The organism is Gardnerella sp. CCPDSM (assembly GCF_056754715.1).
Map to the genome: position 1 here is coordinate 15,425 of NZ_JBQEQO010000005.1, position 19,529 is coordinate 34,953.

General features: G+C 40.7%; 17 protein-coding genes. 4 read left to right on the top strand and 13 right to left on the bottom strand.

Features of this window, described 5'->3' with window-relative positions:
* The first annotated feature begins 37 nt into the window (after positions 1–37).
* A complete protein-coding gene (locus ACTJLE_RS03980; RefSeq protein WP_481267527.1) occupies positions 38–2,389 on the top strand; it encodes a RelA/SpoT family protein in 2,352 nt (783 codons plus the stop codon).
* A gap of 92 nt (positions 2,390–2,481) precedes the next feature.
* Here the strand turns inward: ACTJLE_RS03980 and ACTJLE_RS03985 are convergent, their stop codons facing one another.
* The 12 genes from ACTJLE_RS03985 to ACTJLE_RS04040 form a co-directional block, all read right to left on the bottom strand.
* Positions 2,482–2,763, bottom strand: coding sequence for an HU family DNA-binding protein (locus ACTJLE_RS03985; protein ID WP_004119480.1), 282 nt, complete (start codon positions 2,761–2,763; stop codon positions 2,482–2,484).
* Between the two features lie 197 nt (positions 2,764–2,960).
* A complete protein-coding gene (locus tag ACTJLE_RS03990) occupies positions 2,961–5,399 on the bottom strand; it encodes a lysylphosphatidylglycerol synthase transmembrane domain-containing protein (RefSeq protein ID WP_481267528.1) in 2,439 nt (812 codons plus the stop codon).
* Positions 5,400–5,414: 15 nt separating this feature from the next.
* A complete protein-coding gene (gene purB, locus ACTJLE_RS03995) occupies positions 5,415–6,857 on the bottom strand; it encodes an adenylosuccinate lyase (RefSeq protein WP_481267529.1) in 1,443 nt (480 codons plus the stop codon).
* A 132-nt stretch (positions 6,858–6,989) separates the two neighbouring features.
* The gene (locus ACTJLE_RS04000; protein ID WP_481267530.1) at positions 6,990–8,633 is read right to left on the bottom strand and encodes an esterase/lipase family protein; all 1,644 of its coding nucleotides are present in this window, start codon (positions 8,631–8,633) and stop codon (positions 6,990–6,992) included.
* Between the two features lies 1 nt (position 8,634).
* A complete protein-coding gene (locus ACTJLE_RS04005; RefSeq protein ID WP_119486638.1) occupies positions 8,635–8,823 on the bottom strand; it encodes a hypothetical protein in 189 nt (62 codons plus the stop codon).
* Between the two features lie 141 nt (positions 8,824–8,964).
* The gene (locus ACTJLE_RS04010; protein ID WP_481267531.1) at positions 8,965–9,561 is read right to left on the bottom strand and encodes a DUF6466 family protein; all 597 of its coding nucleotides are present in this window, start codon (positions 9,559–9,561) and stop codon (positions 8,965–8,967) included.
* Complete coding sequence (locus ACTJLE_RS04015) at positions 9,558–10,724, bottom strand: vWA domain-containing protein (RefSeq protein WP_481267532.1); 1,167 nt, start codon at positions 10,722–10,724, stop codon at positions 9,558–9,560. The genes ACTJLE_RS04010 and ACTJLE_RS04015 overlap by 4 nt, the downstream gene beginning before the upstream one ends.
* On the bottom strand, positions 10,721–11,857 hold the full coding sequence (locus tag ACTJLE_RS04020; RefSeq protein WP_481267533.1) for a vWA domain-containing protein: 1,137 nt from the start codon (positions 11,855–11,857) through the stop codon (positions 10,721–10,723). The genes ACTJLE_RS04015 and ACTJLE_RS04020 overlap by 4 nt, the downstream gene beginning before the upstream one ends.
* Entirely contained in the window at positions 11,857–12,384 is a 528-nt protein-coding gene (locus ACTJLE_RS04025; protein ID WP_481267534.1) for a hypothetical protein, read from the bottom strand. Before ACTJLE_RS04025 ends, ACTJLE_RS04020 begins: the two co-directional genes overlap by 1 nt.
* Complete coding sequence (locus ACTJLE_RS04030) at positions 12,384–13,325, bottom strand: DUF58 domain-containing protein (RefSeq protein WP_481267535.1); 942 nt, start codon at positions 13,323–13,325, stop codon at positions 12,384–12,386. Before ACTJLE_RS04030 ends, ACTJLE_RS04025 begins: the two co-directional genes overlap by 1 nt.
* Positions 13,322–14,446, bottom strand: coding sequence for an AAA family ATPase (locus tag ACTJLE_RS04035; RefSeq protein WP_481267536.1), 1,125 nt, complete (start codon positions 14,444–14,446; stop codon positions 13,322–13,324). The genes ACTJLE_RS04030 and ACTJLE_RS04035 overlap by 4 nt, the downstream gene beginning before the upstream one ends.
* 92 nt (positions 14,447–14,538) lie before the next feature.
* Positions 14,539–15,255, bottom strand: a complete 717-nt coding sequence (locus ACTJLE_RS04040; RefSeq protein ID WP_481267537.1) for a uracil-DNA glycosylase — start codon at positions 15,253–15,255, stop codon at positions 14,539–14,541.
* A 126-nt stretch (positions 15,256–15,381) separates the two neighbouring features.
* Between ACTJLE_RS04040 and ACTJLE_RS04045 the strand changes: the two genes are divergently transcribed.
* Together ACTJLE_RS04045 and groL are read left to right on the top strand one after the other, a co-directional pair.
* Complete coding sequence (locus tag ACTJLE_RS04045; protein ID WP_481267538.1) at positions 15,382–16,068, top strand: LytR C-terminal domain-containing protein; 687 nt, start codon at positions 15,382–15,384, stop codon at positions 16,066–16,068.
* Positions 16,069–16,324: 256 nt separating this feature from the next.
* Positions 16,325–17,950, top strand: a complete 1,626-nt coding sequence (groL, locus tag ACTJLE_RS04050; RefSeq protein ID WP_481267539.1) for a chaperonin GroEL — start codon at positions 16,325–16,327, stop codon at positions 17,948–17,950.
* Between the two features lie 163 nt (positions 17,951–18,113).
* Here groL and ACTJLE_RS04055 read toward each other — a convergent pair whose 3' ends face one another.
* Positions 18,114–18,407, bottom strand: a complete 294-nt coding sequence (locus ACTJLE_RS04055; RefSeq protein WP_481267540.1) for a WXG100 family type VII secretion target — start codon at positions 18,405–18,407, stop codon at positions 18,114–18,116.
* 381 nt (positions 18,408–18,788) lie between these two features.
* Between ACTJLE_RS04055 and ACTJLE_RS04060 the strand changes: the two genes are divergently transcribed.
* Positions 18,789–19,529, top strand: coding sequence for a response regulator transcription factor (locus ACTJLE_RS04060; protein WP_479691590.1), 741 nt, complete (start codon positions 18,789–18,791; stop codon positions 19,527–19,529).

Sequence of the window (19,529 nt, forward strand, 5' to 3'; positions counted from 1 at the left end):
GCGGGTAGGATAGTAGACAATACCAGGAGGTGTTGCAATGGGTGAACTTCAAGAAGATGTAAAAGGTGCTCATAGACTTGGATGCGAAATCAGCGCGGATTCTCGTAACCCATTGTTGCCAATTTTAAGCATGTGTAAATGGCATCATCCTGATGAAGACATGAGCATTCTTCACAGGGCTTATGCTCGCGCTGTAAAGCAACATACAGGGCAACGCCGTAAATCTGGAGAGCCTTATATTATTCACCCTCTTGCAGTTGCTCAAATACTTGCAGATCTTGGTATGGGTCCGATTGTTGTTGCAGCAGGATTGTTACACGACACTGTGGAAGACACAGACTACACGCTTGAAGAGTGTAGGGCAGAATTTGGTGACACTGTTGCAGGATTAGTAGATGGCGTTACCAAAATCTCAAAAATGGAATATGGTGAAAGCGCTCAGGCAGAAACTATTCGAAAAATGGTAGTTGCTATGAGCAGGGATGTGCGAGTTTTAGTAGTAAAACTTGCAGACCGCTTGCACAATGCTCGAACATGGCGTTATGTTAAACCAGCAAGTTCACACAAAAAAGCTCGTGAAACTCTTGACGTTTACGCTCCTTTAGCAAATCGTCTTGGTATGAACGCAATTAAAACAGAGCTTGAAGAGTTAAGTTTTAAAGTTTTATATCCAAAAATTTATAACGAAATTGTGGTTTTAGTTGCTCGTAGAGCCGGTCAGCGTGAAGTTTATTTGCGTCAAATTCTTGAAGAAATCAATGCTGATTTAAAAGCTCAGCATGTTGAAGCTTCCGTAAAGGGTCGTCCAAAAGATTACTTCTCTATTTACCAAAAAATGATTGTGCGTGGGCACGATTTTGAAAATATTTACGATCTTGTTGGCGTTAGAATCATTGTTGATTCAATTCGCGACTGTTATGCAGCATTAGGTGCGGTTCACGCACGTTGGAGCCCTGTTCCAGGACGTTTTAAAGACTATATTGCAACTCCTAAGCTAAATATGTATCAAAGCTTGCATACCACGGTTGTAGGCCCTGGTGGAAAGCCTGTTGAGATTCAGATTCGCACTTGGGATATGCATAGGCGCGCTGAATTTGGTATTGCTGCTCACTGGAAGTACAAGGCAAACGGCCAGGCTGGTAGAGCTTTAAGTAAGCCAGATAGTGACGATCGTAAGCGCGAAGGAGAGCTTGAAGATCGTAAAGAACTTAGCGAAGCAGATAATCTTAAATGGATTCAGCAGCTTGCAGATTGGACTAGTGAAACGCCTGATTCTGACGAGTTCTTGGGTTCGCTAAAGCAAGATCTTGGAGCTTCAGAAGTTTACGTGTTTACTCCAAAGGGGAGTATTGTTGCGCTTCCACAGGATGCTACACCTGTTGACTTTGCGTACTCTGTTCACACTGAAGTTGGACACCGAATGATGGGCGCTCGAGTAAATGGGCGCTTGGTTCCTCTTGATACGAAACTTGTTAATGGAGACACGGTTGAAGTTCTTACTTCAAAGTCAGATACTGCAGGCCCGTCTCGAGATTGGTTGAGTTTTGTTAAAAGCCCTCGCGCTAGAAATAAGATTCGCCAATGGTTTAGCAAGGAACGCCGCTCTGAGGCCATTGAAGAGGGCAAGGACGAGCTAACTCGTGCTATGCGTAAGCGTAACTTGCCTCTTACTACTTTGATGACTCAGCAGGCTTTAATTGGTGTTGCTGATGAACTTAATTTGCCAACTAACGTTGAGTCTTTATACGCTGCGATTGGCGAAGGTCAAGTTTCTACGCAAAACGTTATTTCCAGATTAGTTAAAGATGCTGGCGCTGACGAAGTTGCGGAAGAAGTAGAGCAGGAAGCGCTTCCACTTAAGCACGTTGAGCGTAACCGTAAATCTAACGGCGCATTAGGCGTTTCGGTTAAAGGTGTAGGAGACGTTTGGGTTAAGCTTGCTCGATGCTGCATGCCAGTTCCTGGAGATAATATTATTGGTTTTATTACAAGAAACCAAGGCGTATCAGTGCATCGAACTGACTGCCAAAATATGATTGACTTGCAAAAAACGCAGCCTGAACGTGTTATTCCTGTTCAGTGGACTAGCGATAAAGGCTTGTTCTTAGTTAAGGTTCAAGTTGAAGCTTTGGATAGGCAGCATTTGCTTTCTGATGTTACGCGAGTTCTTTCTGACCATGGAGTAAATATTCTTTCCGGAACGATTGCTACAGGTGATGATCGTGTTGCAACTAGCCAATTTACTTTTGAAATGGCAGATCCTCAGCATTTAGCTACGCTACTTGCTGCTATTCGTAAAATCGAAGGCGTTTTTGACGTTTATCGTATTACAGGCGCAAAAGATAGTGCAGAGCCGCGTTTGAGAAAAATGGAACGTGGCGACTTATAAACGAGATTAAATAAACGGGATTAAAAAAGAAGGGCGCTCCAACTTCGGAGCGTCCTTCTTAATTTACGCACAAAATGCGTCAACACCTAATTTCAGGCGGTAACAGCCTTCTTCAACAAGGAACCAGCGGAGATACGTACACCGTAAGAAGCTGGAATCTTGATGGTTTCACCGGTACGCGGGTTGCGGCCAGTGCGCTCAGCGCGCTTTACGCGCTCTGCGGAGAACAGACCGGTAAGCTTAAGACCTTCACCGGACTGCAAAGCCTCAACGAACACATCCTGGAATGCGTTGACGGCGGCTTCGGCCTGCGCCTTGGTCAGGTTGGACTTCTGTGCGATCTTAGAAACAAGATCAGACTTGTTGTATGCCATGCAGCATCCTTTGTGTTAGGGGCCTTTTCTTGCAAAGGCCACGTTCATACTTGATATTAGTACATTTTCCCTACAAATGTAGCCATTTTTTGCATTTTTCTTAATATTTTTAGTTATTTTTCATAAAAAATGTTTTTGTAGTAGTCATAATGCGATATGAACTATATTAACTACACAATTGTTTGCAAAATTTGCAATTATATTAGCTCATTTTTGTTAAGCCAATTCATTGCAATTGCGCCCAAAGGTATTCTTAACCAGTAGAACATAAGCCTGTAAAGCAGTGTAGAAGATAATGCAATAGCAGGAGGAACGCCTACAGAAGTAAAAGCAAATGTAAGCGATGCTTCAACCGCTCCTAAACCGCCAGGCGTAGGTACTGCGGAACCTGCAGTATTAGCCAGCAAGAACAAAAGAATTGTTTCCCAAGGATTCGCATAGTATCCGAAAGCTAGTAAAGCAACCCAATAACCCAAACCAACGCAAGCAACTAAAGCTACTGCTCCAAAAGAACCGACTATAAGCTGTAACGGCCTAGAAATAAGTTCCTTAATTTGATGACCGTAATCAGAAAGAATCGGAAGATAATGCTTACGAACAACTTTTCTTGCTGCAGGTATAGCCATTAAAGTGCAAACTATAAGAGTAATAATTCCAATAACTGTAATAAGCATATGTGCAGGAATCATACCCGAAAGCACATTTTTACCAGTAAAAATGCCAATAACAAGCAATACGATTGTTGTTATAAGTGCTTGAATAAGCCAAACTGCGCTAGTAATAGCAGTAGCTTGAGTTGAATTATAACCATTCTTCTTAAGCAATTGCATATTTACGAAAGCAGGACCAACTCCAGCCGGCATAGAAACTGCAGTAAAACCAGAAGCTGCCTGTGATGCGAATAAAATTGTTGCGGAAGGTTTTTGATCATCCATAAACGATCCAAGCGTTATTGCAGAACCAACCCAAGCAAGCATGCTGCAAATAAAGCACATGAATACCATGTAACTATTTGCGTTTCGTAGTGCTGCGAAAACTTCTTGAGGATGCCATTGAGTGGCAATAACAGCAACTGCAACAACCGAAAGCACCAAGCTAACAAAGAACCTAACGCTAAATCTTGCCAAACGCACAGTGTCGTAGTCTTCTTCATCAGTGTGCAAAGAAACAGTTTTAGTCAAAGAAGTACAAAGATTTTCAAAAACTTTCTTATTCCAAGAAGGAAGAGAACGAGTTGAAGCAGGAATAGCAGCTTTTTGCATAAACGGAAGCATTTCTGCCAACTTATCCGCACCCCAAGCGTTAAGAGCAGCTTCAATTGCAGTATCAATATCTGTGCATGCTGCAATAAGCGTAAGTAATTGCACTTTATCTAACGCAATATTTGTTGAATCGCTTGCAACATCGCCATTTTGCCATCCAGCAATAACAGGAGTTCCATCTTCTAAGCGAGCAATAGTTTCCGGAGTAATCCTTCTATGCGTAATACCGCGCATATTAGCGGCATCAACATAGCGCATAAGTTTTGCAGCGTCTTCAACAGTTAGAGTATTTAGATTGCATGGAAGCAAAGCATTCGATGCGTGAAAAACCATTATTGAAGATTTATCACTATCGCTTACTCCGTAAACATTCGCGGTTGGCAAATGAAGATTACGCAAAACAAGAAGCATAGAAAGATGATGGTGAACTGAATGCCTAGCTGAACGATCGCGACGAGTTGGAATATCAACCAAACGCACCCACTGCCACAGCTGGTTTAAATAGCCTGGCAAATGCACTTGATTATCCAATACGGAAATTACGTAACGCATTCCGTGAATATCAGTTGCGTCGTAAAGTCTAGAATTTTCGATTAAATCATCGTCAAGGCTTGAGCGAAGAACTCCAGTATGATCAGCTTGCTGAGTTCTGCGAATAAGTTGCGTAAGATTATCGATTCCAATATTTTTGAGCGCAAGAACAATATCGTCGCCCCAAGCGCCTTTACTACGCGTTCCTTTTGCGAAACGAATAAGCGTTCCGATTGCTCTTCCTAAGCAATACGATATAAGAACTCCAGGGTAGGAGTCCCAGGAAGAAAATAGAAGTATTGCAGTAACAATAAACAGCGCATCCCAACCCCATTTAACGTGGCGGTATTCGTGTCTAGGGCCGCTTATTGTAAGAAAAGCAACTAAAACAGCGTATGTATCCGGAATTAGTTCCGACCAATTCGACACCGGTTGCGGATGCAACGCGGAAATCATAGTCGAATTATGAGTTGACATTAAAATTCCGGATAGTAGCCAAACTGCACCATAGGTTATAAATAACGTAATAACCGAAATAGAAGTATCAACCCAACGCCTATCGGAAGCCATATGCACAATCACTTCAGCAACAACAATAAGCGTAAGAGCCTGTTGAATAAGCGCGCATGGCATGCCGTTAATAGCAAGGCCAACTATTATTTTGCTTGCGTTACTTGCGTTTATTTCAACAACATTTGCTGTTGAAGAAAACCAAATTGTTGATAACACTGTAAGTGCTACAACAAAAATGGAGCATAGCGAGTAAAGCAAATCAGCCCAACTTCGAACTAAGCTAGGCTGCGAATCTTCAATAACAAGATTTGGATTTATGCTAGATTGCATTTCACTACCGTCTACTTATTGAATAAAATCCACCAATCGTGAAGCAAAACCAGTGTAAGAAGCTGGGGTCATTTTTTGCAATCTTTCAGCAGTGCTTTCATCAAAAGCTCGAGAAGCAATAAACTCTTCAACGTCTTTTTGAGAAATAGTATGGCCTCGCATAAGTTCTTTTACCTGCTCATACGGACGTTCCATTCCAGGAACACCAGCGATTTCTTCAGCTCGCATAGCTGTTTGAATTGGTTCGCCAAGAACTTCCCAATTTTCGTCTAATTCACGAGCCATAAAATCTTTATTAGGGTGGATAGATTCCAAGCCGCCTAAAAGATTATTCAAAGCAAGAAGCGCGTAGCCAAAAGCAGAACCAACATTTCTTTGAGTTGTAGAATCTGTAAGATCTCTCTGCCAGCGGCTTTCTGTCAAAGTTGCGCACAAAGTGTCGAATAGTGAGCATGAAATTTCAAGATTAGCTTCAGCATTTTCGAAACGAATCGGATTAACCTTGTGCGGCATTGTAGAAGAGCCGGTAGCTCCCTTTACAGGAACTTGCACGAAAATTCCGCGAGAAATATACATCCACACATCAACTGCGAGATTGTGCAAAATATGATTCACGTGGCTTACTGTGCTATAAAGTTCAGCCTGCCAGTCGTGACTTTCAATCTGAGTGGTTAAAGGATTCCATTGAAGATTCATGCGATTTTCAACAAATTCTTTAGAAACACTAATCCAATCAACTTCCGGAAAAGCTGCCAAGTGCGCGCCAAAAGTGCCGGTTGCGCCATTAATTTTGCCCAAATATTCTTGTGCATCAAGATGCTTAAGTTGACGTTGCAAACGGTAAGCAAACACAGCTAATTCTTTGCCCAAAGTTGTTGGGGTAGCAGGCTGGCCGTGAGTTAAAGAAAGCATTGGCAAGTCGCGATACTCTTTAGCATGCTCAACCAAATAAGAAACAATTGCTTTCAAATTTGGAAGATACACGTTGTAAACTGCCTGCTTAACGCATCTTGCAATAGAAAGATTATTAATATCCTCACTTGTGCAAGAGAAGTGCACTAAAGTTTTTAATGACGACAATTCGGTTTCGTGACCCAACTTTTCTTCAGCTTCATCCAAAGCGTCATCAATGTAATATTCAACTGCTTTAACATCGTGATGCGTTACAGCTTCGTGAGCAGCATGACGTGCAATACCTTCAGCATCAAAATCTTCTGGAATAGAACGCAAGTATGCGCACTCTTCGTCCGTTAAAGGCTTAACACCACGAACAATAGGATTCCAATTATTTCCAGCGTATCCGTTAGCTAAAAGAATCATCCACTCAACTTCTACGCGCATACGTTCGCGATTTAGCGCAGGTTCACTTAAATATTCAACGAGTGCTGAAGTTTGTTTATGGTATCGTCCATCAAGTGGAGTAAGAGCTATTGCAGGAGAAATATCAGTAAGCTTCATAATTGCAAGGTTACATCATGCTGCGAATTAGCTTTATAAACAAAAGCAATACGCGTATTATTTACGCTATTTGAACGCTAATCGAACACTAATCTCACACTTATGTAACACTAATATGAAGCTAACTGAACGCTAATTCATCACTCCTTGCCATAAAGTTGTGCTCTGTAGCTCGCCGTCAATAACATCATAAAAATGCTTATCCTGGCTGCGAACGCTTTTAGAACCTAACTGCATAGCATCTTCGTACGCTGCTCGATGATAATGCAAATCATGCGTTAAAGTACCATCTTCTGGAACGTCTTCAACAAATATTCCTTTCTTATCAAACTTTTTCTTCGAATAGAGTCTCCCAGAAAAACGCGTTACTCCAGGAGGAAATGGTCTTGGAGTTTCTCGAACATGCGTTGCTCTACCTCGAATAGTAACCCAATTATTTCTAATCGGATTTTCCTTTCCATCAAGAGAAGGCACTAACTCATCTTCCATTTCAATACTGGTAACCCAAGTTCGTTTAGGAATAGGATGATTAGCAATAGGGGAGCCTGCAGTAACAACATGCTTAATGTTGTACTTTTTCGAATAGTCGCTTGCAATACTTGCAGCAACAATACCACCTTGCGAATGCCCAATAAGCGCAACTGGGTCTTTAGGCTTAATTCCAGAACGTTTCATAGCTTCAATAACCATTCTTGTGCTATCAGCCTGTTTTCTAGCTAAAGGCGTATTGCTCATTGCTTCAAGATTCTGCTCCCAGCCAAAAGGCGAATGAGGTTTGCCGTCAGTTCCAGGAATAATAACCAACCATGAAGTACGACCATCAGCTTTTTTAAAGCGTTGAATAGCAATAGTTGCAGCATCCGGATTAGCTAAAGGTGGACGAATACCTAAGTTTCCTCTACCAAGCTCTGTAAGATTATCAAGTGCGTCGCGAAGAGTATGCCCAGGCTTTGAAAGCACAAATTGTGGCTTTTTCAAAGGCTGTTTTATGCGAGTAACTCGTAAATTATTTCCCTGATTAGCATTATTAATGCGAGCTGTAACTAAGCTTAAAGCGCCAGAAACAAAAGGAACTGGGGATTTAAAGTTTTCGCTAACATATTTCAAAAAGTTACGTGACGCAATCTTAGCTTTTTTCGGAAGATCATTTTTACGACTGCTTTGCATTATTCCTAAAGTAAATATTGGCAAAGATGTAACAGGATTCAGCATAATATTTCTAGATAATCCACGAATCATTCCCTGCTGAGAATAACGAGTTGCGTTAGACCATTTTGCAAAATACTTAAAGCCAGTATTTTCCTTAGAATCTTTCAAAGCTGACATTGCTCCAGCAGAAAAAAGTTGCAAAGAAATAGTAGGAAATATTGAAGCTATAAACGCAATCTTATTATCAAAAGCTTCTTTCGCTCTAAAATCTGCACTTTCATAAATACTATTCGCTCGAATAATAAGCGAGGAAAGATATTCTAAACGCTCAGACAATCTTTGGCATTCTTTCGCATAACTTAAGCACATGCTTGGTGTTAGTGAAGAAGCAGAATTTTTAGAAGCAAAAGGTGAAGAAGTCACATAATTTCCAGCAAAACCATCAGCTTTTTTAAAAGCTGACATTTGGCTGGAAATAACCATTGCTGCATGATGCCAAGAAGAACTTAGAGTTGATAACTCATGCGCATGAGCGCGCAATTTTCTAGAAACAGCCTCATAAGCTGAGCGCCTAGAAGTAGTAAGATTTATGCCGCCTGAAACGGAGGATATAACTTTCCAAGACATACTATATTCCTCCACGAATGTTGTAGAGAGAATAAGCTTGATGAGAAATATCACTCATTTTCTCGCGAAAATATTCGGCAGCAAGACCTTGCCAGTCGTCTAATTCTTTCGCTGCAGATTCTGCAATAATGCAGCGAGCGCACTCTTGAGTGCGTTGTATAAGCCATTGCCATTCATAATACGTGTTCATACTTGTATTACACACGCTTATGCAAAAGATGTCACGCAAAAATAAGCATTGTGGATAAAAGCTTAAAAACCTTCTAAAACCTAGCAAAACTTATAGAAACTTATAATTCTATAAAATTTTTCGCGAGTTTTTTATAAATTATTACCAAGGCTTATTTGCACCATCACTATTTTTAGTGCGCTTAGTTGTTTTTTCCTGATCCGAATCATCCTGCTGACTTTGCCGATTTTTATAAGATTGAGAATCAACCTTATCGTTCTGCTTAAGCAAGTTTTCTACTTTATTGCGCTGCGTATTATTCAGCTTAGGCTTCGAAGATTCAGTCTCGTCTTCATCTTTTTTATTATTATTCGCCTTTGGCTGATTCTTTCTTAATTTAGAAGAAATATTACTATTGTTTTTTTCTTTCAATTTTTCAGTTAGTTTTCGCGATATTTCAGCATTATGATTTATGCGCTTAGAAAGATTAGGAAGAAGAAGCATGCGTTGTGCTAAAGCTTCATTAAATTGCGCGTCAGTTTGCTGCTGCTGAGTAAGTAGCACCTTCTTATCGATATCAAGCTTTTTTGACTCTTTTATGTTTGAAATAAGACTACTTGTTGCAGCATTATACGTAAATTGCGCTCTCCAGTTTACGATTGCATAGTATGCTGCAAATACGGCAATAAGCATGAAAATAAAAGTAATTAACCTAACGATAACTCGTTTTGACATATTAATTTTCATATGCATTTTCATACTAATTTCCTTGAAGTTAAGAACCAAGCCATCAATTCCCACAGCAAAAGAACTGAAGCGATTATTGCAAATGGCCAAATAATTGGTTCAGGGCGTAAACGAGGCTTAGCTGTTTCGTTCATGCGCCACTGGTGTGAAAGAATTGGTTTTGCTTCTTCGCCAAAAGTGTGATTCATAGTAGCGTGCATGTATTTTCCGCTTAACTCATCTGCAATATTTCGCAAATTTTTCTCATCAAGTTTCGAAATACCGGGGTTTCCTGTAGAAGGGTCAATAACCCATTCTTTTGAAGACGGTTCGTTTGAAGACGATTCATCTGAAGATGATTCGCCAGAATTGTCAGCGTCTTCTCCAGAAGATAAATCGTCAAGTTGCAATCCGTCACCTTTTAACGGTATTCGTGCGCCTTTAGCTGAACCTACTCCAATAACAAACGCGTTAGTAATGTATGCTCTTAATGATGAGAATGTTCTGCGTTTTCTTTGCGTAGTCTCCTCGCCGTCGCTAATCACATACAAAACAGTTGTGTCATCCGGGTGAGCGTCGTGAATTGCTTTAGTAGTAAGAAGAGTTTGATCTAACGGTGCGTCAAGACTTGTTCCAGTAGCAATGCTTGTTGGTTCGGTTCGTAACGTTTCAATCCAATTATCCACAGCTCTTGCGTCAGGTGTTAAAGGAACGTCAACAGATGTAGAAGCTCCGAAAGAAATAGCTGCAAAACTTGCGTGAGCGTAAGATTTAGTGATTTGCTTAACAATATCTCGAGCAGCATCAATGCGCCTAATTTTTGATTTTTTAGCATAATCAGCGTCTTTTGCGCGCATTGAGCCGGTAATATCAAGCGCAATAACAACATTCGTTGCGTTTACTGCACGTTGCAATGTTGCTTTCATAATACTAGGAGAAAGTATGCAAATTATTAGCATTACGCATATTCCAATGCGTCGTAATCTCATTGCAAAAGTTTCGTCGCTTAAAAACGATTTTCTACGCAAAGGTATTATTTCAAAACACATTGCCACAAGCACAACAGCTACAGCAATAAACGCAATAATCCACCCGTAAGAAGGTGCTAAAACAATTTGGCCTGCTTTAGAAGTGTCACCAGCTTCAATTTTAGAAGCTGAAAGTAGGGTAGTAGCAAAAAGTAGTTTTGGTATCATCGCTTCATCCTCTTTGCAATAGCAAGCCACACCACAACGCTAACTGTGGTAAGCAAAACCCAAATTCCCGGATCGTCACTAAAAGCAGACTGAGTTGTGCCTTGCGGAGTAACACTGTGACGTTTTTCAATTTCTGTTACTAAATTAAGCACGGAATCATTATTTCTTCTTGAAAGAAACACGCCTGAGTGTGATTCAATCAGCTGCTTCATTTGAATAGTCGTGTCATCATTCTCGTTTTGAGCTGCGCCTGAATACAAGCCGTCTACAGTAATTCTTGCCTGCTTTGTTAAATCCAAAGCTTGTTTTAGCGAATACTCTGGCTTTCCGGAAACAACATTATCGGTTGCAAGAACAATCGAAGCACTACGATTAAACCTGCTATTCTTTTTACTATTGTTGTGAGCTGCTCCATAAATAAATCCCGGTAGCATTGCTGCGCAACTTACTAAACCGTCTCCAATAAGAGATGTTGCATTCTTACGATTCTGCGTTCCTTCAAGCCAGTCTGAAATCTCTTGATATTGACGCTGTTGCATATTGTCAATATGTTTTTGAGATTGCACACCACCAAGCAAATTAGCAGCGTATTGCAACTGTTTTTTAGCTAAACGGTAGTCGTCAGTAAGCGGAAAAACAGTTCTAGAAGTTGAATTAAAAATACTTAAGCCAATTCTTTCACCTTGGAAATGCTCAATAAAATTAAGATATGCTTGAATCACTTCACGATCGTAAGGCAAAGCAGAACCGGAAACATCTAAACAAAGAACAATATCTCTAGAACTTACTTGCTCGTTTGCGTTAAAAACTCTAGAAGGCCTAGACGCAACAGCAATAGAACCAAGTAAAGATAACGATAATGCTATAGTTGCAAACTTTCTAAACATTCTCCACATGTACCAAGAATGGTTAGCGAAAGCTCCTTGCAAATCGTCGTCAAAAGTAAAAGTGTAGAATTCTTGCGAAAAATCACCATTATTTTTCTGATACTTTTTTTGCAATAAATGCTGACGAATAATATCGTAAAGAAAAATCACAATAAAAATAATTGCGCAAAAAAGCACAGATGCAACAAAAAATAGCGGCCACTGCCATTTCCAAGGCCATATTGTTTGCCAAATATTCCCACTCATTAGCGTTGCCCCTTCGTCTGCCAGCCTTCAAGTAACACAAGAACCCATTCCGCAGCTTGCTCAACAGTAGTATTTTTAGCTTGCTCGTTTTTGTTTAAATCCGCGAACTCAGGAGGATACAGTGCTGCAATTGTTTGACGTAACATGTCCGCGCCTTTTTTATTGCGCCACTTTAAACGCAAAGAGCTTATTTCTCCCAAAGTATGAGTGTGAATATCTTCTCCACTCATGCTAGAAACGTAAATTCTAGCTATTTTAGCAAGTTTTGCACAAGCCTGATCTGAAGTTAGCTCATTCTTATGGTATTTTTGCACAATTTCGTCAATATCTTTGCGCCAAGCCTGCTTATTAGCGTGCTGAACGTGAGCCGGAGCGTCAGAAGATTTAGAATCAGCAGACAATACCGTATTTTTAAACGAAAAATAAAATATGATTGCGCATACAACAAAAACAATAAAAGAAACACCTAATATTGTTGCAAATAAATAGTTCTCATTAAACGTACCCCAAACATTCTCAATACTCATTACTCGTCCTCCTGTAGTAATGAAGTAGTGAGATAGCTTGTGCTGCTCACAGTTTTAGCAGCAATATGGAAAACTTCTTCACTCGAAGAACCGTGAATTAGCGAAGCTTTAACACCACTCAACATGTCTTGCAAAGCTTGATTTCTAGTATTTCTTCGAACTTGCGTTTCCTGTTTTGCGTTCTCACTTTTAAAAAATGCTGGAATTTTACGTAACGTAACACCGTCAGTTATAGAAGATTTAAGATTTTTGTCAAAAGGATTAACTGGGGAAAGCGTAACCACTACGAGCTTATGATTCTGAGTAATTTTGCGCAAAGACTCAGCATTATGAGCTTGCAACGCATACTCGTCAGTAATAAGAACCACAAGACCATTCTTATCAACAACTTTTTGCATAGAAGCAATCAAAGCATCAATATTTCGCGTATTGCGACGAGTATTAAGCAAAACAGTATCAAGATTACGCTCAAAATCAGAAAGATTACGAGACGTAGGAACTCTTACAATATCACTGCCATCAGCACACAATAGCGAAACAGCATCATGACGTTTCAAACTTAACGCAGCAAAAAAACACGCAACATTAGAAGCAATCTCATATAAAGTCTCTTCTAAACGGCACGAACCATTCATGTTAATACTCGCATCAAAAATAATCCAAGTATGAGAAGAAGAAGTGCGTTCGCGAGAAGAAACCATAGGCTGACCAGAACGAGCGCTGGCAGACCAATTCATCATTCGAGCTTCGTCTCCAGGCTGCCAAGCATGAATATCAATAACATCGCCCGTACCAAAACGACGGTGAGAAGGATGATCTCCTTCCAACACGCCCAACGCTCTTCTAGCAATAGGCAAATCAATATGTTGATCAAGTAGCTCTATTTTACGACGAACAGTTTTAGCTGGTTCAGACAATGCTAAACGCTTCATAGGTATCATGGCACAGGAACCGTCTTTACCAATGCGTCAATTACTTGGTCGGTTGTAATAGCATCAGCCAACGCTTCAAAAGTCAAAAGAATCCTATGCCTTAAAACTTCATGAGCGAACAGCTTCACATCCTCAGGAATCACATAATCTCTTCCGGAAAGCAAAGCGTGAGCCTGCGCAATACGAATAAGCGCAATAGAAGCTCGAGGGCTAGCACCCATTCGAACAAGAGAATTAATAGTTGGAAGCGGATTAGAACCCTTGCCTCTAGAAGTTGCAACAATATCAACAGCATACTTCATTACAGCTTCAGAAACGTGAATATGACGAGCTGCAGCACGCATAAACACAACATCTTGCAAACTAATACGCTTAGAGGTAAGAGTTGCAGGATCTACAACATCCGAACCGCGCGAAGTAAGCAATTGCAGCATACTAACTTCCTCATCAACGCTAGGGTAAGTCATAACTGCTTTTACCATAAAGCGATCCATTTGAGCTTCAGGAAGATTAAACGTTCCTTCTTCTTCAATAGGATTCTGCGTTGCAATAACCATAAAAGGTTGAGGTAATGCAATGCGCTCGCCGCCAATAGTTGTGGCACCTTCAGCCATTGCTTCAAGCATTGCAGATTGAGTTTTTGCGTTTGAACGATTAATTTCATCTAGCAAAATAATATTTGCATGAATTGGGCCAATTTGTGTAGTAAAACGCTGGGATGCAAAATCAAAGACTTGCGTACCAACTAAATCTGCTGGCATCAAATCAGGAGTGCATTGCACGCGACGGAAACTACCTGACATTGCTGTTGCTAAAGTTTGTGCAGCAGTAGTTTTTGCAAGACCTGGAACAGATTCAATAAGAATATGTCCACCTGCAATAAGCGTAAGAATAAGAGACTCACGCAAAGAATCTTGCCCAACTAAAGTTTGTGCAAAACGCGCGCGTAAAATATTCGCAATTTGCTGACAGCGGCGTATGTCATCGCTTGAAATAGTTGCAGGCACTTGAGCATTCGCAGAAGTTGCGGCGGCCGACTGCGGTGCTGCTGAACCGATGCGAATATTAGGTGCCATTGAAGGATTAGTATTTACAGGTTGTTTCTGTGGTTGCGGTGGGAATAATGCCATGTGAACTATGGTAACCGATATACAGTACTGCGTTTTATAAAAACAGGCATTTTAGCTTAATTTTTTAAAGCATACGTTCTAAAAATTCTATACTAAACTTCTTGATTTTCTAATGACCAATCAATTGGCGTAGCACCCATACTAATTAAAGCTTGATTCGCTCTAGAAAATGGTTTTGAGCCAAAAAATCCTCGCATTGCAGAAAGAGGACTTGGGTGAGGGGAGGAAATAATAGTTGCGTTAGTTAGCAAAGGAGCTAAGCTTTGAGCGTTTCTGCCCCAAAGTATTGCAACTAGCGGCAAAGTTTTTCCATTGCTGTCAGTTCGATTATTTAATGCTCGAATAGCTTCATCTGTTACTGCTTCCCAGCCTTTACCTTGATGGCTGTTTGCTTGGCCTGCTTCAACAGTTAAGCAACGGTTGAGCAACATTACTCCTTTAGTAGTCCATGGTGTTAAATCACCGCTTTTAGGCATTTGCACACCAAGATCGCTTACTAATTCTTTGTAAATATTAATAAGACTTTTTGGCAATGGACGAACATTTGGAGCAGTGCAAAAACTTAATCCAACTGGGTGTCCTGGAGTAGGGTATGGATCTTGCCCAACAATTAAAACTTTTACGCTGTTTAAAGGAATACTAAAAGCTCGCAAAATATTATGGCTTGCTGGAAGAATATGGTGTCCTTGCTCAATTTGTTCTCGCAAAAACACTCCCATTGCGCGTATTTGCGGCTCTACAGGAGCTAAAGCTTTAGCCCAATCTGGATCCATTAATTCATCTAAAGGTTTAATATGTGCAGGATTCATATGCTTACTGTATGACGAGGCATAAATTAAGTAAGAAAATTGTTTAAATCAAATTTGTGCTTTGTGACCAGCATTCGCTAGTATGGTTTCATATTGTTTTAATAAATCTGTTGGAGGAATGCAATTATGGCGCGAAATGATCAGAACGTGTCGTATACGCCCGATGCTTTTGATGAGCCACCAGAGGGTCCAGTTGGTGTGCATCGCGGAAATCCTGCTTGGTACGCTGTAATATTTCCTTATGTTGTTGCGCTAATTATTGCAATTGTAGCCGGTTTGCTAGTTTGGTCTATTGGTTCCGGTGAGATTTCGCATCTTTCTTTGCCGTGGAACCATAATCAGCAGACGTCTCAATCAAAAACTGAAAAGAAGTCAAAAGCTGATTCAAGTCGTGAAGACGAAGATTCTGACGATGACGAGGGTGCTGATTCAAGCAAAGACAACAAGTCTAACGAAGCAAACAAATCCAATAAATCCAATAAGTCAGATAAGTCAGATAATTCTGATTCAAATAATTCCAAGGATAATTCTGCATCTCAGAACGCAGTTGATAAATCTGTTGCGGTTAAGGTTATTAATGCCACGAAGATTAACGGATACGGTGCTAAGAATGCGGATAAGTTGAAGCAGGCTGGTTACGCAAACGTAACTGCTGGAAATCCAACTGGCACTGTTCCAAGCGATTCTGTTGTTTGGTATAAAGACGAATCGCAAAAAGCTGCAGCTCTTGATGTTGCAAAAGCTTTAGGTATTACTGCTGTAGAAAACGAGAAAGATATTTCTGCGCCAATCGTAGCAGTATTATGCAAGTAATTTAAAACAAATAAACAAATATAAGTAAAGTTTAAAAATAAAATGTCGGTTAGATTTATTTCTAACCGACATTTTTTATTTTTTTTTATACCTTTTTAAAGTATTTTCAACATAAACGCCAAAAAAGTTGGCACTCGGGGGCAGAGAGTGCTAATCTTCAAATTAGCACTCGAGTCTTGAGAGTGATAATAAGCAGCTGACGGCTTATTGCTTAAGACTTCAGTGAATAGTTCAAAATAACGTATGCGGAGGAACAATGGCAAAGATTATTGCCTATGAAGAGGACGCCCGTCAGGGTATGCTTGCAGGTCTCGATAAGCTTGCTGATACTGTAAAGGTAACACTTGGCCCAAAGGGTCGTAATGTTGTGCTCGACAAAGCGTATGGCGCTCCAACCATCACTAACGATGGTGTTTCCATTGCTAAGGAAATTGATCTTGAAGACCCATATGAGCGTATTGGTGCCGAGCTTGTTAAGGAAGTCGCAAAGAAGACTGACGACGTTGCTGGCGATGGTACTACGACTGCAACCGTGCTTGCTCAGTCTTTGGTGCACGAAGGTTTGAAGAATGTTGTTGCTGGCAGCAACCCAATTGCTCTTCGCCGCGGTATTGAAAAAGCTGCTGAAGCAATTGTTAAGGAATTGCTTGCTTCTGCAAAAGATGTAGAAACCAAGGAACAGATTGCTGCTACTGCAACTATTTCTGCAGCAGATCCTGAAGTTGGCGAAAAGATTGCTGAAGCTTTGGATAAGGTTGGCCAGGACGGTGTTGTTACTGTTGAAGACAACAACAAGTTCGGTCTTGATTTGGACTTCACTGAAGGCATGCGTTTTGACAAGGGTTATATTTCCCCTTACTTCGTCACTAATGCTGACGATCAAACCGCTGTTCTTGAAGATCCATACATTTTGCTCACTTCTGGCAAGGTTTCCAGCCAGCAAGACATTGTTCATATTGCTGAGCTTGTTATGAAGTCTGGTAAGCCATTGCTTATTATTGCTGAAGATGTTGATGGTGAAGCATTGCCAACGCTTGTGTTGAACAAGATTCGTGGCACTTTCAACACTGTAGCTGTAAAGGCTCCAGGATTTGGCGATCGTCGTAAGGCCATGCTTCAGGATATGGCAATTTTGACTGGCGCACAGGTTGTTTCTGATGACCTCGGCTTGAAGCTTGATTCTATTGACGCTTCTGTATTCGGCCACGCAGCTAAGGTGATTGTTTCTAAGGATGAAACAACTATCGTTTCCGGCGCTGGATCCAAGGAAGATGTTGATGCTCGCGTTGCTCAGATTCGTGGTGAAATTGAAAACACGGATTCTGATTATGATCGCGAAAAGCTTCAGGAGCGTCTTGCTAAGCTCGCTGGCGGTGTAGCTGTTATTAAGGTTGGCGCTGCTACTGAAGTAGAAGCTAAGGAACGTAAGCATCGTATTGAGGATGCTGTTCGTAACGCTAAAGCTGCTATTGAGGAAGGTTTGCTTCCAGGCGGTGGTGTAGCTTTGGTTCAGGCTGCTGCAAAGATTGAGAAGACTCCTGCTATTACTGAGCTTAAGGGCGAAGAAGCAACTGGTGCTGCAATCGTGTTCCGCGCTGTTGAAGCTCCAATCAAGCAGATTGCTCAAAACTCTGGTGTTTCTGGAGACGTAGTTCTTAACAAGGTGCGCGAACTTCCAGAAGGTGAAGGCTTTAATGCTGCAACCAATACTTACGAAGATTTGATGGCTGCTGGCGTAACCGATCCAGTTAAGGTCACTCGTTCTGCACTACAGAACGCTGCTTCTATTGCTGGCTTGTTCTTAACTACTGAAGCTGTAGTTGCAAATAAGCCAGAAAAGCCAGCTGCAGCACCACAAGCCGGCGCTGACATGGGCTACTAAATAGAAAATTAGCATAAATTTAGAAATAAATTATGTTAAAGCTGCAAGTTACGTAGCTTAATAATTTTAAAAAATAATTTTAAAAAAGATGGCGGTATATTTGAATTAAAGTATGCCGCCATCTTCTTTTTTCACTTCAATTTGCTACAGAAAACTAACTAAATCAGCCCATTCCAAATAGGGAAGTAGCTTGAGTTTCTGCATCAACATACACTCCGGAAGCATGTTGCATAGCTTGCTGAATAGCCTCTAAAGACTGTTCCATCTGTTGCTGCGCTGCACGCCATTGTTGAGCTGTGGACGCAAACTGCGTGGCCGCAGGACCCGTCCACACGCTTTGTAACTGCTGCAAATTGGCATACATGCCGTTAACGGCTTCCCTAATTGCACCAACCGAGGTGCCAACAGCAGCTGCGGACTGCTGAATTTGCTCCGAATCAACTCGAAATTGTGCCATAATCCCCTCCATTTTGTACGCGTCATAAAACGCAATTTTTCTAAATTTTGCGTTACATTACACCGTAAGAAATCAAGGTTTATATAGCTTATAAAGCTCATACATTTTGTTGCACTTACTTTTGTAATGTAACGCTAAAATGAATATATTCCATTTAAAAAATCAATCAAAGACTTATTTACTAATGTGGTTAAAAGGTCATCATTTATCCACAATTAATATTTTTTAAACTAAAAAATATGCAGTATTTAAATCTTCTCTTCGCAAAGCTAGCAAATAATGCACTATGCGTAGCTTGTAATAAAAAATTTACTACACAACTAGTTTTATTTTCAGCGTTTATTCAGGAAACATTCAGCTTCATAAGTGATGCTAATCAGTATGAGTAAGAACGTTGAAGCATCTATTGTTGTTGTTGATGATGAACCATCAATTCGCGAACTTTTGGTAGCATCGCTGCATTTTGCCGGTTTTGAAGTTGAAACCGCTGCGTCAGGATCCGAAGCTGTTGAAGTTATTGAACGAGTAAAGCCTGATCTTATTGTTATGGATGTTATGCTCCCAGATATTGATGGTTTTACTGTTACTAGGCGCATTCGCCAAAACGGTATTAAAGTTCCTGTGTTATTCCTAACTGCTCGAGACGATACTCAAGACAAGATTATGGGCTTAACTGTTGGCGGAGACGACTACGTCACAAAGCCATTTAGTTTGGAAGAAGTTGTGGCAAGAATTCGAGCAATTCTTCGCAGAACGCAAGAGCCGGATGAAGAAACACCTATTGTTCGAGTAGCCGATCTTGAAATTAACGAGGATTCGCACGATGTTACTCGAAGCGGCGTATCTATTGAGCTTAGTCCAACTGAATATAAGCTATTGCATTATTTGATGGATAATGAAGGACGCGTATTATCAAAGAGCCAAATTCTAAACCACGTATGGCAATACGATTGGGGCGGAGACGCAGCTATTGTTGAATCGTATATTTCTTACTTAAGAAAGAAAATTGACGGCATAGAAATTACTGACGATTCTGGAAAGCCGCAGAAAGTTGTTCCTCTTATTGAAACAAAGCGCGGAATTGGTTATATGATTCGCGAACCGAAGGCAGGTCAAGCCTGA